Source organism: Paenarthrobacter sp. 10L420, assembly GCF_056395385.1.
Genome location: NZ_JBFTJK010000001.1, coordinates 888,818 through 909,230, shown reverse-complemented (window position 1 = coordinate 909,230; position 20,413 = coordinate 888,818). Strand labels below are relative to the sequence as shown.

Genomic DNA, 20,413 nt, shown 5'->3' with positions numbered 1-20,413 from the left:
GGTTAGTCTTCAGGTACGAAGTCCCCGTGGCCGGCAGCCCGCAAGGCCGCGCGGAGCTTCACAGCCGTAGCATCCATGACGGCAGGATCCGGGTTATGGTCCACGTTGTGGACCTCAAAGTCCGCCATCGAATAGGCGGGCCAGATGTGCACGTGCAAGTGGTCCACCTCGAAGCCTTCCATCAGGACACCCACGCGCTTGGCGCTGAAAAGCTCTTCCTGGACCTTGCCGATCCTCTGGGCAACGTCCATGACCTTGGCCAAAAGCTCCGGGCTGGCGTGCGTCCAGGAATCCACTTCCTCACGAGGCACCACCAGTGTGTGTCCCGGCGTGATCGGAGCGATTGTCAGGAAGGCCACAACGTCCTCGTCCTTCCATACGAAACGGCCCGGGATTTCCCCATTGATGATTTTGGTGAACAGCGTGCTCATGCATCTGCCCTTTCTGACGGTTCCTGAAGTGTTGAGGTGTCCAGCACGAATCGGTACTTTACGTCGCCGGCCACCATGCGGTCGTACGCTTCGTTAAGTTGGTCTGCCCCTACGATCTCGATGTCGCTGGCAACTCCATGCGCGGCGCAGAAATCAAGCATTTCCTGGGTTTCCTCGATCCCACCAATCAGCGAACCTGCATAGGCCAGGCGACGGCGGATAAGCAGCCCCGGGCTGACAGGCGGCATGTCTTCGGCGGGGAGCCCAAGCTGGAAAAGGGCCCCATCAAGCCGCAGCGTGCGGAAGTAGGGGTTGAGGTCATGCGGGGCTGCAACGGTGTCAATGATGACATCGATGCTGCGGTTCGCAGCCGCCATTGCCTCGGCGTCCCTGGACAGCACCACCTGGTCCGCCCCCAGTTCCCGTGCGGCGTCGAACTTCGCTTCAGAAGTGGTAAACACAGTGACCTCGGCGCCCATGGCCTTCGCGATCTTGACAGCCATGTGGCCTAACCCGCCCAGCCCCACTACTCCCACCGAATCTCCCTCTTCGACGTCGAAATACCTCAACGGCGAATACGTGGTGATCCCGGCGCATAACAGTGGGGCGGCTGCTGCGGCGTCCAGGGCTTCAGGGATACGCAGCACGAAGCGCCGGTCAACCACCACCGACGTCGAATATCCGCCCTGGGTTATTGCGTCGCCATTGCGCGGGTCCGCAACTCCGTACGTGCCAACATTTCCCCGCTCGCAGTACTGCTCCAGTCCGTCCAGGCAGCTCTCGCATTCCCGGCAGGAATCCACCAGGCAGCCAACACCAACGCGGTCACCCGGAGCGAAATTCTGCACAGCAGCACCCACCCGCGTTACCCGGCCGACGATCTCATGGCCCGGAACCAGCGGATAGGGTGGCAAACGCCATTCGCCACGTGTCGCATGAACATCGGAGTGGCACAGACCGCAAAACTCGATCGCGATCTCTACATCGTCTTCCTTGGGCGCGCGGCGCGCCACAGTCAGCGGTACCAATCCGCTGTCCGGGGACGTGGCGCCAAACGCCGCCGCGAGTGTGGAACCTGCCGGTTCAGATGATTGCCCAGGAACAGGCTTCGCTGTGTCTTTGGGAATTGGCTTCGCTAGCGGCGGGGGCACGGGACGTCCAGGGGTCATGATCCGACGCTACTCCCGGCAGCGGTGCTCGTGCCAGTTTGCCCGTGGGCGCCAGGAGCATCCCCAACGTTCCCTACATGTTCGTCCTCGAATGGTTCACTCCCAACGGCCACGGGATTCGTGTCATTGTTTGACCATTGCGAGAATGACCCAGGGAAGAGTGCCGCGGTGTATCCCGCAATTTCCAGGGCAGCAACCTGGTGCGCAGCCGTGACGCCGGATCCGCAGTAGACGGCAACGTTGCCCGGGCCATCCGCTCCCAAGCCAGCAAAGCGCCTGCGCAGTTCCTCCGCCGAAAGGAACCTGCCTTCAGCGGTGAGGTTTTCGGTGGTCGGTGCGCTGACAGCGCCGGGTATGTGTCCGGCGCGGGGGTCAATCGGTTCGATTTCGCCCCTGTAACGTTCCCCGGCCCGCGCATCCAGCAGTACGCCCTGCTCATGCCAGTGCGCAGCTTCCTCCTCATTGATCGTTGGCATTTTGCCGTCGGCCAAGGTGACATTCCCGACCGCGGGCGTCACCTCGCCTGCCTCCACAGGGTGACCTGCCGCACGCCAGGCGGCCAGTCCGCCGTCGAGCAGGTAGACGGTTTCCACGCCCGCATTCCTCAGCATCCACCAAGCGCGGGCCGCGGCCATACTGCCGCTGTTGTCGTAAGCGACCACGGTGTCGCCGTCGTTGATCCCCCAGCGTCGCGCGGCAAGCTGGAAGCCTTCAACTGAGGGAAGGGGATGCCGGCCCAGGGCAGGCTGTGCGTGGTCCGCAAGTTCGCTGGGCAGGTCAACGAAAACCGCCCCTGGCAGGTGGCCTTCCAAGTATTGGCTGTGCCCGTCCGTCCTGCCCAGGACCCAGCGCACGTCAAGGAGTACCGTGCGCTCCCCCGCCGCGAGCCGCCGGTGTACTTCGGATGCGTCCATCAGAATGGTCATCTGCTCTCCTTCAGGTAAGCCTGCGCGGGCGCTCTGCTACCCATGCCGGTCTTCCAGCCTAGTCTTGCGTTCCACACCCCGCCGGTAGGCTTGTCCGGTGAGCAATTCGTGCATTCAGGACAGGGTTTGGGCCAGCGAGGCCATCCGCAAGATCGAAGCTGAGAACAATCGTTCGGCGGATACGCACCTCTACGCCGTCCCCCTGCCCGAGCATTGGGGCGTTCAGCTCTATCTCAAGGATGAGTCGACGCACCGATCAGGCAGCCTCAAACATCGCCTGGCCCGTTCCCTGTTCCTGTACGGCCTGGTCAACGGCTGGATCACGGAGGGAACCACTATTGTCGAAGCCTCCAGTGGCAGCACCGCGGTCTCCGAAGCATACTTCGCCCGGCTCATTGGTTTGCCGTTCATCGCTGTCATGACCAAGACCACCAGCCCGGAAAAGATCGCCCTCATCGAGGAATTCGGGGGCGCCTGCCTTTTGGTGAACCACGCTTCAGAGGTATACGCCGTGGCGGAGGAGACAGCGAAAACCTCCGGGGGCTACTACATGGACCAGTTCACCTTCGCCGAGCGCGCCACGGACTGGAGGGGCAACAACAACATCGCTGAATCAATCTTCCAGCAACTCTCCCTGGAAGAGCATCCTGTTCCCGAGTGGATCGTTGTGGGCGCAGGAACCGGCGGCACGAGCGCGACCATAGGTCGCTACCTGCGATACAACAGGCACAGCACCGGCCTCGCAGTGGTGGACCCGGAGAACTCTGCGTTCTACCCGGCATGGCGGGATGGCAACGCTGCCGCCGCCACGGGTTTGCCGTCCCGGATCGAAGGCATCGGCCGTCCCCGCGCGGAGCCGAGCTTCGTCCCGGCTGTCATCGACCACATGATCCAAGTCCCGGACGCCGCCTCTGTGGCGGCCATGCGACACCTGCGTAAGCTCACGGGATTGCACGCGGGGCCCTCTACGGGCACCAACCTTTGGGGCGTCTGGCAACTCGTGGCCAAGATGGTCTCGGAAGGGCGAAAGGGAAGCGTCGTCTCCCTCATGTGCGACGGCGGCGAGCGCTACGTCGGCAGCTATAACGACGCGGATTGGCTGGCCAGCAAAGGACTGGACCCCGCGCCGTACGAAGCGGTCCTGGACCGCTTCCACGAAACCGGTGCGTGGACCGCTTAAACCTCTACTGACTCATGGGGCGCGAGTCGCGTGTACGTAGTTCCGTATCGGGCACCGATCCGTGTGACATGGCCTTCCACGATCCCCCGGCCCAGCTCGTTAAGCAGGCCGTCATGGACAGGGAACGCTTGGGGCGCGCGCACAGAGATGACAAAATCCACCACTTCCCCCACTTTGGACCATGGCGCATGGATGGGCACCAGCAGCGTCTGGACGTCGATACCGTCCGGAACCACGAATGAATCACCGGGGTGGAAGACGTTCCCATCCACAAGGTAGCCGATGTTGGACACCACGGGAATCTGGGCATGGATAATGGCATGCTGGCCGCCGAAAGTTCGCACCGGGAACCCCGCTGCCTCGAAATCGGACCCCGGTTCGACCGTATGGATGCGATTGGCCAACGTTTCGGATCCAGCTGCGTCCACTCCTGCTCCATCGATGAGGGACTTTGCAACACCTAATGGCGCATAGACCTCAAGCGAAGAGTTGCTGCGCAGGGCCGCCAGCACGGCCGGCCGATCAATATGGTCGTTGTGCTCATGGGTTACAAGGACAGCATGCGCACCTGCCAACGCTTCTTCGGCCTCAGAGAACGTGCCCGGATCGATGACCAGGACCCGCCCGTCTTTTTCGAGCCGGATACAGGCATGCGTGAACTTGGTGAGCTTCATGGTGACAGCCTAGGGGCGGCCACTGACAGTTTCCAAGCCTCCCCTGCTGGTAAAATTGGGGTTTGCCAGCGTTTCCAGGGAAGTGAGTCTTTCAATGCCACAAGGCACCAATTCCGCCACGACCGGCCCAGCCTCGCCGGCCGTGACAGGCATCAAGGAGCAGCGCGTCACCAAGCAACGTCTGGCCGTCAGCGCAGCGCTGGATGAATTGGACGACTTCGTCAGCACCCAGGAACTGTACCGCCTTCTGCAGAACAAGGGCATCTCCGTATCCCTTGCCACTGCCTACCGCATCCTGCAGTCACTTGCCGATGATGGACTCATTGATGTCCTGCGCAACGGGGAGGGCGAAGCCGTCTACCGACGCTGCACCGTCACCGGACACCACCACCATTTGCTTTGCCGGAACTGCGGCAAAGCTGTGGAAGTTGAAGCCCCGGCGGTTGAGACCTGGGCGGCCCGAACAGCCGCTGAGCATGGCTTCACCGAGGTGGCGCACACTGTGGAGATCTTTGGACTGTGTCCTGAATGTACAGCCAAGAAGGCCGCGGGAAAGCTCTAGAGAGCGCCGGCTGGCTGCTCCCGTGATACGCGGCCGTTGAGGCCACGGTTGGCCCGCACCCGCCCGATTACCCGGCACACTACGTAAATAAGGAATGACAACGTGGTGACATAGGGGCTGATGGGTATGCGGCTGCCAAGGGCAAGCAGAATTCCACCCACCGTGGCAGCGATCGCGAACACAACACTCAAAAGCACCACCAGGCGTGGTGAAGTGGTAACCCTGAGTGCGGCAGCGGCCGGTGTGATGAGCAGCGCCAAAACCAGCAGTGCACCCACGATCTGGATGGACAAAGCCACACTGACCCCCAGCAGCACCATGAAGCCTATCGCCAAGCCGCGAACGGGAACACCACGCGCTTCAGCCATTTCAGGGTCCACGCTGGCAAAACTGAGCGGGCGCCAGATCGCTACGAGGGCAATCATCACCAGGATCGCGGTACCCGCGAGTGCCTGAAGCTGGACGGTGTCCACGGAAACGATCTGGCCGGTGAGCAAGCCGAATTTATTCGCGGCCCGGCCCTCGTAGAGGGCAAGGAACAAGATGCCCAGGCCTAGCCCGAACGGCATGATGACGCCAATGATCGAGTTCTTGTCCCGCGCCCTGACACCCATGAATCCCAGCAGCACTGCCGCAGCGACTGAACCGATCAGCGAGCCGAAAATGATATCGGCACCGATCAGCAGGGCAAAAGCCGCACCTGCAAAGGACAGCTCAGAGATGCCATGGACGGCGAACGCCAGGTCCCGCTTCATCACGAACGTGCCAACGAGTCCGCCAAGAAGTCCCAGGACAGCCCCGGCCCAAATGGAGTTTTGAACCAGCACCAGCAATTCGCCGTAGTTCTCAAAGTTAAAGATGGTCTGCAGGATTCCATTGAGGTCCATTTAGAACTCCTGCCCAGCTGCCGCGTGCGCGTCGTCATGGAAGTGCGTGGTCGCGTCCGGAAGCCCGACGACGACGATCCTTCCGTTGGTGTGGATGACCTCCACATGGCTGTTGTACAGCTCGGACAAAACTTCAGTAGTCATGACTTCCTGTGGCGTCCCCACACGGAAATGGCCGCCGGCCAGGTAGAGCACGCGATCAACGTAGTCGATCACGGGATTGATTTCGTGCGTTACGAAAACGACGGCACTGTTCCGGGCATGGCATTGTTCGTTGATGAGTGAACTGACGCCCTGCTGATGATGCAGGTCCAAGGACAGCAACGGTTCATCACAAAGGAATACCTGAGGTTCCGTGGCCAGGGCTTGGGCCACTCGAAGCCGTTGTTGCTCTCCACCAGACAACTGCCCCACAGGCACTTTCGCGTAGTCCGAGGCTCCCACCAGCTCCAGCAGTTCATCGATCCGCTGGTTTACCTTCCTTGAGGCCAGCCGCATACCCCACCGGTGGCCGTCAATGCCGAGCCCTACCAGGTCTCGTGCACGTAAAGGCGTATCCGGCGCGAAGGACTTTTGTTGAGGAATGTAACCGATCCGCTTGCTTCCCCGCTCCACCGGATGCCCACCCAAGGCAACCGTTCCTGACTTCAATTCCTGAAGCCCCAGGAGGACCTTCAGGAAGCTGGTCTTGCCGCTGCCATTGGGGCCGAGGACGGCAAAGAACTCCCCCGGATTTATGTCGAGATCAAGATCGCGCCAGAGTGTCCTCTTGCCGAACTGAAGGCTCGCTCCGCGGAGGCTCACTACGGGTGTCAAAAGTTGTCCTCGATTCATGCGTTGCTGGCGAACGCAACTAGTGGCGGCGCCTTACGTTTGATGCCTGAGCTGGTACAGGAGTCCTTGCTGGTGCGGGATTCTGTGCTGGTAAGAGACAGAGGGCCCCGCAGCCATCCTGAATATCTTAGGACGCCAACAGGGCCCCCACCGCAGGGGAGGTGAGGAAATCTACTTCTTGAGTGCTGACGAGATCGATTCCACGTTGTCTGTCATCCACTGCACGTAGTCCTTGCCCTCCGGCAGGGTCTCAGTGAAGTTCACTACCGGCACGCCCGCAGTCCCGGCAGCCCGCTTTACGGACTCGGTCTGCGGCCCTTCCGTCTGTTCGTTGTACGCCAGCAGCCGGACACCTCCGGAGCCCACCAGGTCTGTCGTTTCCTTCAGGACCGACGCCGGCACATCGATTCCCTCTTCAATCGCTGCGCTGTAGGCCTCCGGAGTCTTGTTCTCCAGTCCGGCCGCTGCCAGCAGGTACAAAGGAACGGGCTCGGTGATCGCCACGGGAGCGTGGTCGTTGGCTTCCTTGAGGGCAGCAAGCTTCCCGTTGAGCTCGGTCAGCTTCGCCTTGAAAGTGTTCGCGTTGGTTGTAAACGTCGATGCCGATGCCGCATCCAGCCTGCTGAGCTTGCTGGCAACCGCGTCGGCGAATTTGCCCATCGTGTCCAGGCTGTACCAGACGTGCTCGTTGAATTCACCGTGGTCATGATTGTGGCCCTCTTCGGAGGACGCGCCTTCGCTGTGGCTTTCCTCTTCGGGAGCCAACCCCGAGACCTCAACGGCGCTGATCATATTTTCGTGGCCAACCTTTGTCTCATCGGCAATTTTGTGGAGGAATTCGTCATAGCCTCCGCCGTTCTCCACCACGAGCTTGGCTTTGGAGATGACCAGTTTGTCTTGCGCACTGGCTTCGTAGGAATGCGGGTCCTGGCTCGTCTTGGTGATGATCGCGTTCACGTTGACCTTGTCCCCGCCAATGGCCTTCACGACGTCCCCGTAAACATTCGTGGAGGTCACCACTTCAATGGCTCCTGTCGATGACGACGGGGTTCCTGCCCCGGCGCTACCGGAACAGGATGAAAGCAACAGGGCGGCAAGGCCTGCAGAAGCGGCCAACGACATGCGGGCGACGGAACGACGCACGGAAACCTCGGATCTACTCAAATGAGAATCAAAAACATTTATTGGTTGGGTTTCAGCTTAGCCCTAAATGGGAATGATTCCTATTTAGGATGGGCTTGCGCCGACCACCGAGGCCGGCGCAAGCTTCAACTTTCCGCTATTGCTGAGTCTGCGGACCGCCAAGGCGCCGTATCCCCGTGGCCTGCGTAGCATCCCGGATCTCGCCCACCAATTGCTCGATCACGTCCTCAAGGAACAAAACGCCCTGTGTCGCGCCGCCTGGTCCAACCACGCGGGCCAGGTGCGATCCTGTCCGCTGCATCACAGACATCGCCTGCTCAATCTCATCCTCCGGGGAGAGGTTCGCCAGGGAACGGATCCGCCCCTCGGCAATCGGATGGCGGCGACCCTCCTCAGGTATGGAGAGGATGTCCTTGACGTGCAGGTACCCGGCGAGTTCGCCGTCGTCGTCCACCATGGGGAAGCGAGAGAAGCCGGTACGGCTGACCGCCTTTTCCAACTCGACGGGAGTCGACGCTGTCCTCAGCACCACCAGCTTGTCCAACGGAACCATGATGTGCGACGCCGTATGTTCGGAGAACTCCAAGGCACCACTGAGCAAACCAGCGTCATCGTCCACCAGGCCGTGCCGTGTGGATTCCTGCACAATCGACTGGACTTCCTCAAGGGTGAACGAAGATGACACTTCGTCCTTCGGCTCGATCCGCATCAATCGGAGGATGTGGTTCGCAAGCCAGTTAAGGGTCCAGATCACTGGTTTGACCACGCGGCCGATAAACACCAGCGGCGGCGCCAACAGCAGGGCCGCCTTGTCCGCTACGGACACCGAGATGTTCTTGGGGACCATCTCTCCGAACGTCACATGCAGGAACGTGACAAAGAGGAGCGCAATCGCAAAGGCGATGACATCCGCCAACTCCATCGGAACGCCAACCATCTCAAGCGGCTCCGCCAACAAGTGATGGATAGCCGGCTCGGCAACCTGGAGAATCAAGAGCGAGCACACGGTGATGCCCAGCTGGGCGCAGGCCAGCATCAGGGACACACTTTCCATGGCCCGCAACGTAGTTTGCGCCCGCTTTGACCCAGCTTGCGCCAAAGGCTCAATCTGGCTGCGGCGTGCGGACATGATCGCAAATTCGGCACCCACGAAGAAAGCATTGCCGATCAAAAGAACCACGAGCCAGGCAATTCCTGCCCAGTCACTCATACGGCACCTGCTTCATGGCGATCATTCTGCGTGTCCTCAACGGCCGCTTCATCTTCCTCAATGTGGCGGAAGCAGATCCGGTCAATTCTCCGACCATCCATCCTGGTCACGGTCAGCGTGCCGCCCCCGGCCTCCACCACATCACCCACCTTCGCGATACGACCAAGCTTGCTCATCACGTAGCCACCAACAGTTTCGTAAGCAGGCTCGTCGGGGACAGTCAGGTTGGGGATTTGCTCGGATACCTCATCCGGCCTCAGCAGTCCAGGGAAGTACCAGTCGCCGGATGCGCTCTGCAAGAGGCCCGGGCGGACCTTGTCGTGTTCGTCGGAGACCTCCCCAACGATCTCCTCAACCAGGTCTTCGAGGGTTGCGATCCCGGCAGTGCCACCATATTCATCCAGAACCACAGCCAGTTGCAGGTTTCCTTCGCGCAGTTCGGAGAGGAGGGCATCCAAATGGATGGTCTCGGGAACGCGAAGCACATCCGTCATGATTGCCCCGGCCTGAAGCTTCGCCCGGCGATCTGCGGGCACGGCAACTGCTTTCTTAATATGGACCACCCCACGGATGTCGTCGGCCGAGTCACCGATCACCGGGAAACGGGAGTATCCAGTCCGCCGTGCGGCGTCGAGGATGTCGCTCACAGGTTGATCAGCGTCAATCGTTTCCATCCGGATGCGCGGCGTCATGACATCCGCCGCAGTGCGGCCAGAGAAATTCAGGGTTCGCGCCACAAAGTTTGCTGTGCCTGCATCCAGTGTGCCGAGCTCCGCGGAACGCCGGACAAGTGAAGCCAGCTCGGCAGGAGTCCGTGCCCCCGAGATTTCCTCTTTCGCTTCAAGCCCAAACAAGTTCAATACCTTGTTGGAGAAGCCGTTCAACACGACGATGGCGGGCTTGAAGATGGCCGTGAAAATCAGTTGCGGACGGGCAAGCTTCCTGCCCAGCGGGAAAGCAAGGGCGATCGCCATGTTCTTGGGCACCAGCTCGCCCAGGAGCATCGACAGCAGAGTGGCGAAAGCCATTGCGAGAACAAGTGCTATGGAATGTGCGACTTCCGGGGTGAGGCCAAGGAGGCCCAGGGGCCCCACCAGGAGCTGTCCCACAGAGGGCTCCATCACGAAACCCGTCAGGAGCGTGGTCAGCGTAATGCCAAGTTGGCAGCTGGAAAGCTGCGTGGACAGGGACTTCAAGCATTTCAGCAGCGGAGCTGCGCCGTGATCACCGTTGTCTACTGCGCGCTGAACGCTCGCCTGGTCCAGGGCAACGAGGGAAAACTCAACTGCTACAAAGAAGCCGGTGCCAAGAATCAGGGCAAAGCCGGCAAGGAGGAGAAACCATTCCACTTAGCGCTTCCCTCCAAGGGCAGGCGCTTGCAGTGCGGAACTTGCCCTCGAGGGAGAGATTCGCCCAGGCGGAGGCTGATCGGGTGCCGCAGACGCATGGTCCGTGGCGCCACCGGCTTGGAACGCCGGCGCGTGATGGGCATGTGAACGGGTATTGCCGGCTCGAGGGGTGCGCTGTGCGGAGTTGCCTGATCGGCTCCCCCGACAGCTCCCAGGCCGGCACCTAGATTTACTGTCCATAAGGGTTTCAGTCTACAGGGCAGGTTCCGCGGGCCCATGCAGCGGTCCCTCCCCCCCGGGAAATGGAGCGCCGGAGCATTACGTCGGCCTCAACATGATTTAGGTCACCACTATTGGCAGTTAACCAACGATCCTAACTAGACTGACAAAGGTCTGAGTTCGCGGGACCCGGACCCTGGTGCATTGTTGCGGAAAAGCAACCTTGACCAGCGGGAAATCAAAACTCATGGAAGAGGCGTATTTCAAGTGCCAGAGCAGCCCAGCCACCGTCTACCAGAGGAATTTGGCGGAAACGAGTGGCTCGTTGACGAACTGTACGAGCGGTACCAGCAGGACAAGAATTCGGTCGACGCCAAGTGGTGGCCGCTCTTCGAATCCTTCGACACCGGTGACGGCACTTCTTCCAACGGAACCTCCGCAGCCCCCACCGCTGCCAATCCCCCCACCCAAGTACTTCCCGTGGTAGCTCCGGCTGCAGCGGCACCGGCACCGGCGCCGGCCGCTCCTGAAGCTGCCCCTGCGACCACCCCTGCCGCTGCTGCTTCCGGTGAACCGGCAGTTGCGGCTCCGGCGAAGAAAGCCCCGGCCACGGTTGCCAAGGATGGAGCAAAGAAGCCCGTCGGCGGCAATGCTGCACAACCGATTCCTGCCCAGCTGCCCAAGAGCACCAAGGCGCCCACCGCTCCCGAGGAGGACGTCGTTTCCGTCCTTCGCGGACCGGCGAAGGCCATCGCTACCAACATGGTGACCAGCCTTGAAGTGCCTACTGCCACCAGCGTCCGGGCAGTTCCGGCCAAGCTGCTGATCGACAACCGCGTTGTCATCAACTCCAACCTTGCACGTGCCCGCGGCGGCAAGGTGTCCTTCACGCACCTCATCGGCTACGCGGTTGTCCGCGCCCTCTCCCAGTTCCCGTCGATGAACGTCTACTACGACGAAATTGATGGCAAGCCGAGCGCTGTCCAGCCTGCCCACGTCAACTTTGGCATCGCCATTGACATGCCCAAGCCCGATGGCACCCGCCTCCTGATGGTTCCCAACATCAAGAAGGCCGAGACCATGGACTTTGCCGAGTTCTGGCACACCTATGAGGACCTCATCAAGCGAGCCCGCAACGGCAAGCTCACGGCGGACGACCACGCCGGCACCACGGTCTCCCTGACCAACCCGGGCGGCATCGGCACCGTTCACTCTGTACCGCGTCTCTCCAAGGGACAGGCAGCCATCATCGGCGTCGGCGCCCTTGACTACCCGGCCGAGTTCCAGGGTGCCAGCGAGAAGATCATCGCCCAGAACGCCATCAGCAAGATTCTCACGCTGACCTCCACCTACGACCACCGGGTTATCCAAGGCGCAGGCAGCGGCGAGTTCCTCAAGCTGGTCCACCAGCTCCTCCTTGGTGCGCAGAACTTCTACGACGAAATCTTTGAAGCCCTCCGCATTCCGTACGAGCCCGTCCGTTGGAGCCCTGACCTCCAGGTTGACCCAGCAGATGAGATCAACAAGGTTGCCCGGATCCAGCAGCTCATCCACTCATACCGCGTGCGTGGCCACCTCATGGCCGACACGGACCCCCTGGAATACGTCCAGCGCAAGCACCCGGACCTGGACGTCCTGACCTACGGTCTCACGCTCTGGGACCTGGACCGCGAATGGCCTACCGGTGGCTTCGGTGGCAAGTCGCAGCTGAAGTTCCGCGACATCCTGGGCGTACTCCGTGATGCTTACTGCCGCACTACCGGCATCGAGTACATGCACATCCAGGAGCCGGCGGAGCGTAAGTGGTTCCAGGACCAGTTGGAGCACCCGTACTCCAAGCCGAGCCGCGAAGAGCAGCTGCGCATCGTTTCCAAGCTCAACGCAGCCGAGGCTTTCGAAACCTTCCTCCAGACCAAGTTCGTCGGGCAGAAGCGCTTCTCCCTCGAAGGCGGCGAGTCGCTTATTCCGCTCCTTGACGCTGTCATCTCGGACGCTGCCGACGACGGCCTGGACGAAGTCGCGATCGGCATGGCCCACCGTGGCCGCCTGAACGTGCTCACCAACATTGCAGGCAAGACGTACGCACAGGTGTTCCGTGAATTCGAAGGCACCCAGGACCCTCGCTCTGTCCAGGGGTCCGGCGATGTGAAGTACCACCTGGGTACTGAAGGCACCTTCACCTCGGACAACGGCAAGCAGACCAAGGTCTACCTCGCCGCCAACCCGTCCCACCTTGAAGCAGTCGACTCCGTGCTCGAGGGCATCGTCCGCGCCAAGCAGGACCGACTGGATCAAGGCGAGTCCTTCCCGGTCCTGCCCATCATGGTTCACGGTGACGCTGCATTCGCAGGCCAGGGTGTTGTCGCCGAGACCCTCAACCTGTCCCAGCTGCGTGGTTACCGCACCGGTGGCACCATCCACGTGATCGTGAACAACCAGGTTGGCTTCACCACGGCGCCGTCCTCTTCGCGTTCATCGACGTACTCCACAGATGTTGCCAAGATGATCCAGGCTCCGGTGTTCCACGTGAATGGCGACGACCCCGAAGCCGTGGTGCGTGTTGCGCAGCTCGCCTACGAGTTCCGCCAGCGCTTCCACAAGGACGTCGTCATCGACATGGTGTGCTACCGCCGCCGTGGTCACAACGAGGGCGATGACCCCTCGATGACGCAGCCCCTGATGTACAACCTGATCGAGGCAAAGCGCTCAGTCCGCAAGTTGTACACGGAATCGCTGATCGGTCGTGGCGACATCACCGAGGAAGAAGCCGAGCAGCTGCTCCGCGACTACCAGGAACGCCTCGAGCGGGTCTTTGCTGAGACTCACGCGGCGCAGACCTCCCCCATCCCGATCATCACGGCTGACTCTGCTGCTGTCTCGGACATCGAGCGCCCGATTGCCCAGCAGGCAGACTTCGGAACCAACTCACCGGCTTCCACCGCGATCTCCCCCGAGACCCTTGCCCGCATCGGCAAGGCCCACCTGGAGATCCCGGAGGGCTTCACGGTTCACTCCAAGCTCAAGCAGCTCCTGGAGAAGCGTGAGCAGATGTCCCGTGAAGGTGGCATTGACTGGGGCTTTGGCGAGATCGCCGCCTTCGGTTCGCTGATCATGGAGGGCGTCCCCGTCCGGTTGGCTGGCCAGGACTCGCGCCGCGGTACCTTCGTGCAGCGTCACGCAGTGTTCCACGACCGCGCCAATGGCAATGAGTGGCTGCCCCTGGGCAACCTCTCGGATAACCAGGCGAAGCTGTGGATCTATGACTCGCTGCTGTCCGAATATGCGGCCATGGGCTTTGAATATGGATACTCGGTGGAGCGTCCCGACGCCTTGGTGCTGTGGGAAGCCCAGTTCGGTGACTTCGTCAACGGTGCCCAGACCATCATCGATGAATTCATTTCCTCCGCTGAGCAGAAGTGGGGCCAGCGTTCCTCGCTCGTCCTGATGCTGCCGCACGGCTACGAAGGCCAGGGGCCTGACCACTCATCCGCACGCATCGAGCGGTTCCTGCAGCTCTGTGCCGAGGACAACATGATTGTGGCCAACCCCACCACGGCAGCCTCGCACTTCCATCTGCTGCGTCGCCAGGCCTACAGCCGTCCGCGCAAACCGTTGATCATCTTCACGCCGAAGCAGTTGCTGCGCCTCAAGGGCGCCGCGTCCGCCGTCGAGGACTTTACGACGGGCGGCTTCAGGCCAGTCATCAGCGATCCCGAGGTAGAGGCCGCAAACGTGGACCGGGTCATCCTGGTCTCCGGCCGCTTGTATTACGACCTCCTGTCCAACCGACAGAAGTCCGGGGACACCTCCACTGCGATTATCCGCGTGGAGCAGTTGTACCCGCTCCCGAAGGCCGAAATTGATGCAGAGCTCGCCAAGTACCCGAACGCTGACATCGTCTGGGCGCAGGATGAGCCCGCCAACCAGGGTCCGTGGCCGTTCATGGGCCTGAACCTGGCACCGGTGCTGGATCGCAGGCTCCGCCTCGTGTCGCGTCCGGCGTCTGCGTCCACCGCCGCAGGCTCCATGAAGCGCCACGCTGCTGAGCAGGATGCCCTGATCAAGCAGGCGTTCGAACGCAAGTAGCCAAAAAAACTGCCCGGCCGGAGGTGCTGTCAATGCACCTCCGGCCGGGCAGTTCTGTTTAATGGGACAGGTACCCGGTTCATCAAGCCGGCCGCAGATCCAAAAGCCGTGCAAGGACCGTAACGAGTGTGAAGAGGTAACCGTGGAAGACAGGAAGCTGCGCATTGCGGCTGTAGGAGATGAATTGCTCGCCGGTTTGGGTGACCCCCGCGCCTTGGGTTGGCTGGGAAGAGTGCTGGCCCGTACGCCCCAGGACACCGTGGTGGTGGAAAGCTTCTCACTCCCCTGCCCCATGGAAGGCACAGAGGGTTTGGCCTCGCGATGGCAGGACGAAGCCGGCCGCCGTTTCAGCGACTCGCACGAGAACCGGCTGGTCATAGGACTCTCCGGCCGTGACCTGGAATTCGGGCTTTCAACGGCGCGAAGCCGTTTGAACCTTGCAAACATTCTTGATGGAGCCTCGCACAGTGGCGTCGAAGTGTTCGTGGTGGGCCCTCCGCCCACCCTTGATCCGGCGCGCAACAAACGCCTGGCCGATCTCAACACGGCATTTGCGGATGTCACCACCCGCCGCAACCACCACTACGTCGACACTTTCTCTCCGTTGCTGAACCACGAGCAATGGAGGACGGACCTCGCAGCCAATGGGGGGACACCAGGACAGGCCGGCTACGGATTGATTGCGTGGCTCGTGCTGCACCGCGGCTGGTTCCAGTGGCTTAACATCGCCCAGCCGGAGTAGCCCTCCCAGAAAACCATTGCGTTCCCTTCATTCGCGATATATCGTGTTTTCATCAACGCGATATATCGCAATTTGGAGGGATCATGTCTGACGAGCTTTGGACCGTGACGGGCCCACAAACAATTGATGTGGACGATGTCCGCTCGCTCAAACTTGGAATAGTCAAGGGCAGGTTCGACGTCGTCACCCACGACGAACCCTTCGTCCGGATCGAGGTCAGCGAGATCAGCGGCGACCCCCTGACCATCACGCTGGTGAACGGCCGCTTGGAGGTACGCCACCAACTCCAAGGACCACAAGGTTGGTTCCGAAACCTGATGGGTACGGTCAACAACACCAGCACCAACTCCGTAGTGGTCGGGATCGCGCTTCCGCGTGGAGTGGACGTCGAAGCGGGAACAGTAAACGGCGATGGCATGGTCTCCGGCATCAACGGACGGATCCGGCTCAACACAGTTTCGGGCTCCGTCATGGCCGACGGCACCAGCGGTGAATTGCACGTCAACACCGTCAGTGGCGAGGTCATCGCCAGAAACCACGACGGCGTCCTGACCGCCAAGAGCGTTTCGGGTGAAGTCACCGCCTCAGGCAAGTTCAAGAACGTCCGGGCAAGCACGGTGAGCGGGGACCTCAGCTTCGACCTCCACGACTACACAAACGACCTCGGAGCCAATTCGGTGTCAGGGGACCTGACCATCCGGCTGCCGCACGACATCGGCCTGGACATCGTTGCCAAGTCCGCCAGCGGCACCGTCATCATTGATGACCAGATGTATGCCCAACCCGGAAGTAAAGTGCAGACCATTGTTGGTCCGGATGAGAGGCTCATGCTCGTACGGACCAATACGGTCTCAGGCAAGACTTACATCATGCACGGTACAGCGCCGGCATCCGAAAATGACCGCCCGATGCCTGGGGAGGCTGGTCTCTGATGCCTCCTGTTTTTGCGCATGGCGCCCTGCGCTTGTACCTTCTGGCACTGCTTGAGTCAGGACCCAAGCACGGATATGAGCTCATCAAGGCATTGGGTGACCGGTTCGGCGGTACCTACTCCCCCAGCGCCGGGACGATTTATCCGCGGCTCGGGAAACTGGAGGAGGAAGGCCTTGTGGCTACCGAGACGGAGGGCCGGCGAACAAAGTACTTCATCACGGAAGCGGGGCTGGCGGAACTGAACCGTCGGCGGCAGGAGCTTGCCGACGTCGAGGATAATATCTCAGCCTCCGTGCGGCGGCTGGCCGACAACCTGCGGGAAGACATCAGAACCAACATGCGTGGGCTGAAGGCAGATCTCGCCGCTACAGCTGAAGCCGCGCGCAGCACGGCGACGGCCGCCACCTTCCAAAGCAGAACGTCGGGCTTTTCCCCTGAAGGACACCGAATGCTCAAAGAGGCCGAGCTCCTGGTTCAATCATTCCGCGATGACATCCGCGTGGAGCTGCGTCAACACAGCGCCTCGCACCCGCTGAATCCCGTAACGCTGGAGACAGTACGTGCAGTCCTGGACCAAGCCCGCATCTCCATCAGGAATTCCCTGCGGAGCTGACAACAGTACAGTCCGGTTCGCGAGCGAACGCCCGGATGTGCGAAACTGGAGGGCAGCTCTATTGAGTATCAATCATTGAAGGAGGCCAGCTATGAGCAAGCGTGCACGTAAGCGTCGTGACCGTAAGCGCGGCGGCGCGAACCACGGCAAGCGTCCCAACACCTAAGCCACCGGCTTAGCGTCAAGGCTTAACAGCGAGGGCCCCGGAAACCATACGGTTTCCGGGGCCCTTGGCGTGTGTGGCCTTTTACCTGGTCCATTGCTGGATCAGCGGCGCTAAATCAAGCCTCCACCGGCTTGATGGAGTGGATCCGGTCAAGTATTGAGTTCTTGAGGTTCTCCGGCGCAGACTCCGTGCAGGAACGCTTGACCATGGTGCGGATGAGGCACTCAAGGTCATACTGCTCAGCACATTCCTCGCAGGTGTCCAAGTGCTGCTTGATCTCTGTGAGGTCCTCGCGGGTCAATGCGCCGTCGAGGTACTCATAGATCCGCTGCATCCGTGTATCGTCGCAATCGCCCAATCCCTGGCAGTCGCTCATTGCTCTTTCTCCTGATTGTTGCTCCCGGCCGCGGCCTGGTCTTCGGTGTGGGCCTTGAAGCCCCGTTCTGCGGCGTAATCCGCCAGCATGTCCCGCAGCATCTTCCGGCCGCGGTGCAACCGCGACATGACTGTGCCGATCGGGGTGTTCATGATTTCGGAAATCTGCTTGTACGCATATCCCTCGACGTCGGCGAAGTAGACAGCCAACCGGAATTCCTCCGGGATGCCCTGCAACGCGCTCTTGACATCGGAATCCGGCAGGTGGTCCAAGGCCTCAGCCTCTGCGGAGCGCAACCCGGACGAGGTGTGCGACTCAGCCTTTGCCAACTGCCAATCCTCAATCGTGTCCGAGTTTGACTGCAGCGGTTCACGCTGCCTCTTCCGATAGAGGTTGATGTAGGTATTGGTCAGGATCCGGTAGAGCCAGGCCTTGAGGTTGGTCCCCGGCTTGTACTGGTGAAAAGCCGAAAACGCCTTGGTGTAAGCCTCTTGCACGAGGTCCTCGGCATCTGAGGGATTCCGTGCCATCCGCATCGCCGCTGAATACAGCTGGTCCACGTACTGCATGGCGTCGCGCTCAAACCGCTCCCGCCGCTGTTCGGGAGTTTCCGTGGCGATATCGACGTCGGCCGGTACCGATGCGTCGGCTGTGCTGTCCTCCGGGGACGAGTCGGCTGCTTCGTACATGGCCGCTGCGGCCGGTTCAATGGTGCTCATCGTTGCCAAGTCTACTGTCAGCTTCCGGGAATCCCCCTGTGCAGGATAGCCAGCCTCCAGCAGACCCACACGGTCCTTAACCAAGGTCAAAAAACCAACTCCGTTCAGCGAAGCGGCAACACCATGCCGCGGCCCGGTCTTCACCGTGCCTGTTGTTCACAACGGCAGCCGCTGGGTAAATATTCCGCAAAGGTGCAAGACTAGAGCAGACTGCACCCCTTGAACACAGCACTTAGTGAATAACGTCATGAATCAACATGACAAGCCATCCAGGAGGCAAGACATGTCTGTTATCCGTTTTCTCGCGCGACCGATGCTCGCGTCCAGCTTCGTCATCGCAGGTCTGGACAAGCTCAAGAACGCGGACGACACTGCCAGGCAATTGTCCCCGGTCCTTCGCCGCGCCTCCGAGTCACTGCCCTTCCCGACTGATGAGAAAGTCCTGGCCCGGGTAATCGGTGGCGCGCAGCTGGGCGCCGGCGCGTTGCTTGGCCTTGGCAAACTCTCCCGCTTCGCGGCAACGGTCCTGGCGTTGACGTCCGCACTGAACTCCTATGTGGAGTGGCGCTCAGCAGACATCAGCACGAAGGAAGGCCGGAACGCCCGCCGGGCCCAACTCCTGAAGAACATTTCCCTGACCGGCGGCGTTTTGCTGGCCTCCGTAGACACAGAAGGCCGCCCCAGCCTTGCATGGCGGGCTGAACACCTGGCCGCCGATGCCAAGAAGGCCACCGGCAAGCAGCTCAAGCGGGCAGACAAAGCAGTACGCAAGGCCGTAGACAACGCAGTTGGAGCATAAGGAAGCATGACAGGTACCACCGCAGCAAACACGGGCTCAACACACTCCGTCGACACCCTGCCCCTTTGGGCGGCTCCCTACGCCACCGGGCCAGTGGATGCCACAGTGACGGTACCGGGCTCAAAATCGCTCACCAATCGTTTCCTGGTCCTTGCCGCATTGGCCGACGGCCCGTCCCGGCTGCGAGCACCCCTTCACTCCCGTGATTCCGTCCTGATGATTCAGGCGCTCAGGCAGTTGGGTGCCACCGTTACCGAGGTACCCGGCGATGGTGATTATGGGCCGGACCTTGAGATCACGCCCATGGATCCTTCAGCGTCGGGGGCGGAGACTGCCATCGATTGCGGCCTTGCCGGGACAGTCATGCGCTTCGTTCCACCTTTAGCTGCGCTACGCAATGGTCCAACTACGTTCGACGGCGACCCCCACGCCCGTAAGCGGCCTATGGGGACCATCATCGAGGCACTCCTCGCCCTGGGAGTTCCTGTCGCCACGGAAGGCGGCAGGACGCCGTCGGCCCTTCCCTTCTCGGTGGATGGCACTGGCGAGGTTCGGGGCGGCCACCTGGTAATCGATGCCAGCGCCTCCTCCCAGTTCGTCTCGGCCTTGCTGCTGGTAGGCGCCCGCTTCGCCGAAGGCCTTCACCTGGAACACGTAGGCAAGCCGGTCCCCAGCCTGGACCACATCAATATGACCGTTGCCGTCCTTCGTGGAGTCGGCGTCAAGGTGGACGATTCAGTCCCCAACCACTGGCGAGTCGCGCCCGGCCCCATTCACGCCTTCGACCAGCGGATCGAACAGGACCTTTCCAACGCCGGCCCGTTCCTTGCCGCAGCCCTCGCGACCCATGGCACCGTCAGGATCCCCAACTGGCCCACCCAAACAACCCAGGTGGGTGACCTCTGGCGTAGCATCCTGGTTGAAATGGGAGCCACCGTGACACTCGAAAACGGCACGCTCACCGTGAAGGGCGGGCCTGAAATAAAGGGCGCCGACTTCGACGAGACCAGTGAACTCGCGCCCACCGTCGCTGCGCTGTGCGCCTTGGCTACAGGTCCTTCACGTCTAACCGGGATCGCGCACCTTCGTGGCCATGAAACGGATAGGCTCGCCGCGCTGGCCGCTGAAATCAATCGGCTTGGCGGCGACGCAGAAGAAACAGCCGACGGCCTCATTATCCGTCCGGCCACTCTGCACGCAGGCGTCGTCCACAGCTACGCTGATCACCGCATGGCTACGGCGGGCGCTATTTTGGGGCTCGCCGTTGAGGGCGTTCAGGTGGAGGATATCGCTACCACGTCCAAGACGATGCCCGAATTTCCGCAGATGTGGGAGGCCATGCTGCAGCACGGCACAGGCGATGACTTGACCGTCACCAGTGAGGCCAGCAACTGA

20 protein-coding genes are annotated in these 20,413 nt (G+C 61.2%); 9 read left to right on the top strand and 11 right to left on the bottom strand.

What is annotated here, in order from left to right:
* Window positions 1–2: 2 nt before the first annotated feature.
* Genes AC1DD5_RS04340 through AC1DD5_RS04330 form a run of 3 tightly spaced genes read right to left on the bottom strand, consistent with a single transcriptional unit; the run spans window position 3 to window position 2,526 of the window.
* Window positions 3–431 (bottom strand): HIT family protein, encoded by a 429-nt coding sequence (locus AC1DD5_RS04340; protein ID WP_442018858.1) that lies wholly within the window; start codon window positions 429–431, stop codon window positions 3–5.
* On the bottom strand, window positions 428–1,600 hold the full coding sequence (locus AC1DD5_RS04335; RefSeq protein WP_477518320.1) for an NAD(P)-dependent alcohol dehydrogenase: 1,173 nt from the start codon (window positions 1,598–1,600) through the stop codon (window positions 428–430). Before AC1DD5_RS04335 ends, AC1DD5_RS04340 begins: the two co-directional genes overlap by 4 nt.
* Entirely contained in the window at window positions 1,597–2,526 is a 930-nt protein-coding gene (locus tag AC1DD5_RS04330) for a sulfurtransferase (protein WP_477518319.1), read from the bottom strand. Before AC1DD5_RS04330 ends, AC1DD5_RS04335 begins: the two co-directional genes overlap by 4 nt.
* 97 nt (window positions 2,527–2,623) lie before the next feature.
* Here AC1DD5_RS04330 and AC1DD5_RS04325 point away from each other — a divergent pair, with 97 nt between their 5' ends.
* On the top strand, window positions 2,624–3,706 hold the full coding sequence (locus AC1DD5_RS04325; protein ID WP_477520672.1) for a PLP-dependent cysteine synthase family protein: 1,083 nt from the start codon (window positions 2,624–2,626) through the stop codon (window positions 3,704–3,706).
* Here AC1DD5_RS04325 and AC1DD5_RS04320 read toward each other — a convergent pair.
* Window positions 3,703–4,380, bottom strand: a complete 678-nt coding sequence (locus AC1DD5_RS04320; protein ID WP_477518317.1) for an MBL fold metallo-hydrolase — start codon at window positions 4,378–4,380, stop codon at window positions 3,703–3,705. The two genes, AC1DD5_RS04325 and AC1DD5_RS04320, sit on opposite strands and share 4 nt — an antisense overlap.
* Window positions 4,381–4,474: 94 nt before the next feature.
* Between AC1DD5_RS04320 and AC1DD5_RS04315 the strand changes: the two genes are divergently transcribed.
* Window positions 4,475–4,942, top strand: a complete 468-nt coding sequence (locus AC1DD5_RS04315) for a Fur family transcriptional regulator (protein ID WP_442003823.1) — start codon at window positions 4,475–4,477, stop codon at window positions 4,940–4,942.
* Here the strand turns inward: AC1DD5_RS04315 and AC1DD5_RS04310 are convergent.
* The 5 genes from AC1DD5_RS04310 to AC1DD5_RS04290 all read right to left on the bottom strand — a co-directional run bounded on the left by AC1DD5_RS04310 (window position 4,939) and on the right by AC1DD5_RS04290 (window position 10,365).
* The gene (locus AC1DD5_RS04310) at window positions 4,939–5,829 is read right to left on the bottom strand and encodes a metal ABC transporter permease (protein ID WP_477518316.1); all 891 of its coding nucleotides are present in this window, start codon (window positions 5,827–5,829) and stop codon (window positions 4,939–4,941) included. The genes AC1DD5_RS04315 and AC1DD5_RS04310 overlap by 4 nt on opposite strands.
* On the bottom strand, window positions 5,830–6,663 hold the full coding sequence (locus AC1DD5_RS04305) for a metal ABC transporter ATP-binding protein (protein WP_442018853.1): 834 nt from the start codon (window positions 6,661–6,663) through the stop codon (window positions 5,830–5,832).
* 171 nt (window positions 6,664–6,834) lie between these two features.
* Window positions 6,835–7,785, bottom strand: a complete 951-nt coding sequence (locus AC1DD5_RS04300) for a metal ABC transporter solute-binding protein, Zn/Mn family (protein WP_477520745.1) — start codon at window positions 7,783–7,785, stop codon at window positions 6,835–6,837.
* A gap of 157 nt (window positions 7,786–7,942) precedes the next feature.
* Window positions 7,943–9,016, bottom strand: a complete 1,074-nt coding sequence (locus AC1DD5_RS04295) for a hemolysin family protein (RefSeq protein ID WP_477518314.1) — start codon at window positions 9,014–9,016, stop codon at window positions 7,943–7,945.
* Window positions 9,013–10,365 carry a hemolysin family protein gene (locus tag AC1DD5_RS04290; RefSeq protein ID WP_442018850.1) on the bottom strand — a complete coding sequence of 451 codons (1,353 nt, stop codon included), beginning with the start codon at window positions 10,363–10,365 and terminating at the stop codon, window positions 9,013–9,015. Before AC1DD5_RS04290 ends, AC1DD5_RS04295 begins: the two co-directional genes overlap by 4 nt.
* A gap of 486 nt (window positions 10,366–10,851) precedes the next feature.
* On the opposite strand from AC1DD5_RS04290, the gene AC1DD5_RS04285 reads away from it, so the two are divergent.
* The 5 genes from AC1DD5_RS04285 (at window position 10,852) to AC1DD5_RS04265 (ending at window position 17,124) form a co-directional block, all read left to right on the top strand.
* Window positions 10,852–14,670, top strand: coding sequence for a multifunctional oxoglutarate decarboxylase/oxoglutarate dehydrogenase thiamine pyrophosphate-binding subunit/dihydrolipoyllysine-residue succinyltransferase subunit (locus AC1DD5_RS04285; protein ID WP_442003818.1), 3,819 nt, complete (start codon window positions 10,852–10,854; stop codon window positions 14,668–14,670).
* A gap of 142 nt (window positions 14,671–14,812) precedes the next feature.
* A complete protein-coding gene (locus tag AC1DD5_RS04280) occupies window positions 14,813–15,412 on the top strand; it encodes a GDSL-type esterase/lipase family protein (RefSeq protein WP_216923989.1) in 600 nt (199 codons plus the stop codon).
* Window positions 15,413–15,495: 83 nt separating this feature from the next.
* On the top strand, window positions 15,496–16,344 hold the full coding sequence (locus AC1DD5_RS04275; RefSeq protein WP_477518313.1) for a DUF4097 family beta strand repeat-containing protein: 849 nt from the start codon (window positions 15,496–15,498) through the stop codon (window positions 16,342–16,344).
* On the top strand, window positions 16,344–16,958 hold the full coding sequence (locus AC1DD5_RS04270) for a PadR family transcriptional regulator (protein WP_442003816.1): 615 nt from the start codon (window positions 16,344–16,346) through the stop codon (window positions 16,956–16,958). Before AC1DD5_RS04275 ends, AC1DD5_RS04270 begins: the two co-directional genes overlap by 1 nt.
* Window positions 16,959–17,049: 91 nt before the next feature.
* A complete protein-coding gene (locus AC1DD5_RS04265; protein WP_369299106.1) occupies window positions 17,050–17,124 on the top strand; it encodes a 50S ribosomal protein bL37 in 75 nt (24 codons plus the stop codon).
* A gap of 115 nt (window positions 17,125–17,239) precedes the next feature.
* On the opposite strand, the gene rsrA is transcribed toward AC1DD5_RS04265, so the two are convergent.
* Window positions 17,240–17,500: a mycothiol system anti-sigma-R factor gene (rsrA, locus tag AC1DD5_RS04260; protein WP_216923992.1), complete on the bottom strand. Its 261-nt coding sequence runs from the start codon at window positions 17,498–17,500 to the stop codon at window positions 17,240–17,242.
* Window positions 17,497–18,309 carry a sigma-70 family RNA polymerase sigma factor gene (locus AC1DD5_RS04255; protein WP_477518312.1) on the bottom strand — a complete coding sequence of 271 codons (813 nt, stop codon included), beginning with the start codon at window positions 18,307–18,309 and terminating at the stop codon, window positions 17,497–17,499. Before AC1DD5_RS04255 ends, rsrA begins: the two co-directional genes overlap by 4 nt.
* Before the next feature lie 193 nt (window positions 18,310–18,502).
* Between AC1DD5_RS04255 and AC1DD5_RS04250 the strand changes: the two genes are divergently transcribed.
* On the top strand, window positions 18,503–19,018 hold the full coding sequence (locus AC1DD5_RS04250; RefSeq protein WP_477515050.1) for a DoxX family membrane protein: 516 nt from the start codon (window positions 18,503–18,505) through the stop codon (window positions 19,016–19,018).
* Window positions 19,019–19,024: 6 nt separating this feature from the next.
* On the top strand, window positions 19,025–20,413 hold the full coding sequence (gene aroA / locus AC1DD5_RS04245; protein ID WP_477518311.1) for a 3-phosphoshikimate 1-carboxyvinyltransferase: 1,389 nt from the start codon (window positions 19,025–19,027) through the stop codon (window positions 20,411–20,413).

Excerpts from the sequence above, each read along its gene's own strand:
- AC1DD5_RS04320 (WP_477518317.1), bottom strand. The coding sequence starts at position 4,380 with ATGAAGCTCACCAAGTTCACGCATGCCTGTATCCGGCTCGAAAAAGAC.
- AC1DD5_RS04315 (WP_442003823.1), top strand. The coding sequence starts at position 4,475 with ATGCCACAAGGCACCAATTCCGCCACGACCGGCCCAGCCTCGCCGGCC.
- AC1DD5_RS04250 (WP_477515050.1), top strand. The coding sequence starts at position 18,503 with ATGTCTGTTATCCGTTTTCTCGCGCGACCGATGCTCGCGTCCAGCTTC.
- AC1DD5_RS04300 (WP_477520745.1), bottom strand. The coding sequence starts at position 7,785 with ATGTCGTTGGCCGCTTCTGCAGGCCTTGCCGCCCTGTTGCTTTCATCC.
- AC1DD5_RS04295 (WP_477518314.1), bottom strand. The coding sequence starts at position 9,016 with ATGAGTGACTGGGCAGGAATTGCCTGGCTCGTGGTTCTTTTGATCGGC.
- aroA (WP_477518311.1), top strand. The coding sequence starts at position 19,025 with ATGACAGGTACCACCGCAGCAAACACGGGCTCAACACACTCCGTCGAC.
- AC1DD5_RS04305 (WP_442018853.1), bottom strand. The coding sequence starts at position 6,663 with ATGAATCGAGGACAACTTTTGACACCCGTAGTGAGCCTCCGCGGAGCG.
- AC1DD5_RS04335 (WP_477518320.1), bottom strand. The coding sequence starts at position 1,600 with ATGACCCCTGGACGTCCCGTGCCCCCGCCGCTAGCGAAGCCAATTCCC.
- AC1DD5_RS04340 (WP_442018858.1), bottom strand. The coding sequence starts at position 431 with ATGAGCACGCTGTTCACCAAAATCATCAATGGGGAAATCCCGGGCCGT.
- AC1DD5_RS04310 (WP_477518316.1), bottom strand. The coding sequence starts at position 5,829 with ATGGACCTCAATGGAATCCTGCAGACCATCTTTAACTTTGAGAACTAC.
- AC1DD5_RS04270 (WP_442003816.1), top strand. The coding sequence starts at position 16,344 with ATGCCTCCTGTTTTTGCGCATGGCGCCCTGCGCTTGTACCTTCTGGCA.
- AC1DD5_RS04330 (WP_477518319.1), bottom strand. The coding sequence starts at position 2,526 with ATGACCATTCTGATGGACGCATCCGAAGTACACCGGCGGCTCGCGGCG.
- AC1DD5_RS04275 (WP_477518313.1), top strand. The coding sequence starts at position 15,496 with ATGTCTGACGAGCTTTGGACCGTGACGGGCCCACAAACAATTGATGTG.
- rsrA (WP_216923992.1), bottom strand. The coding sequence starts at position 17,500 with ATGAGCGACTGCCAGGGATTGGGCGATTGCGACGATACACGGATGCAG.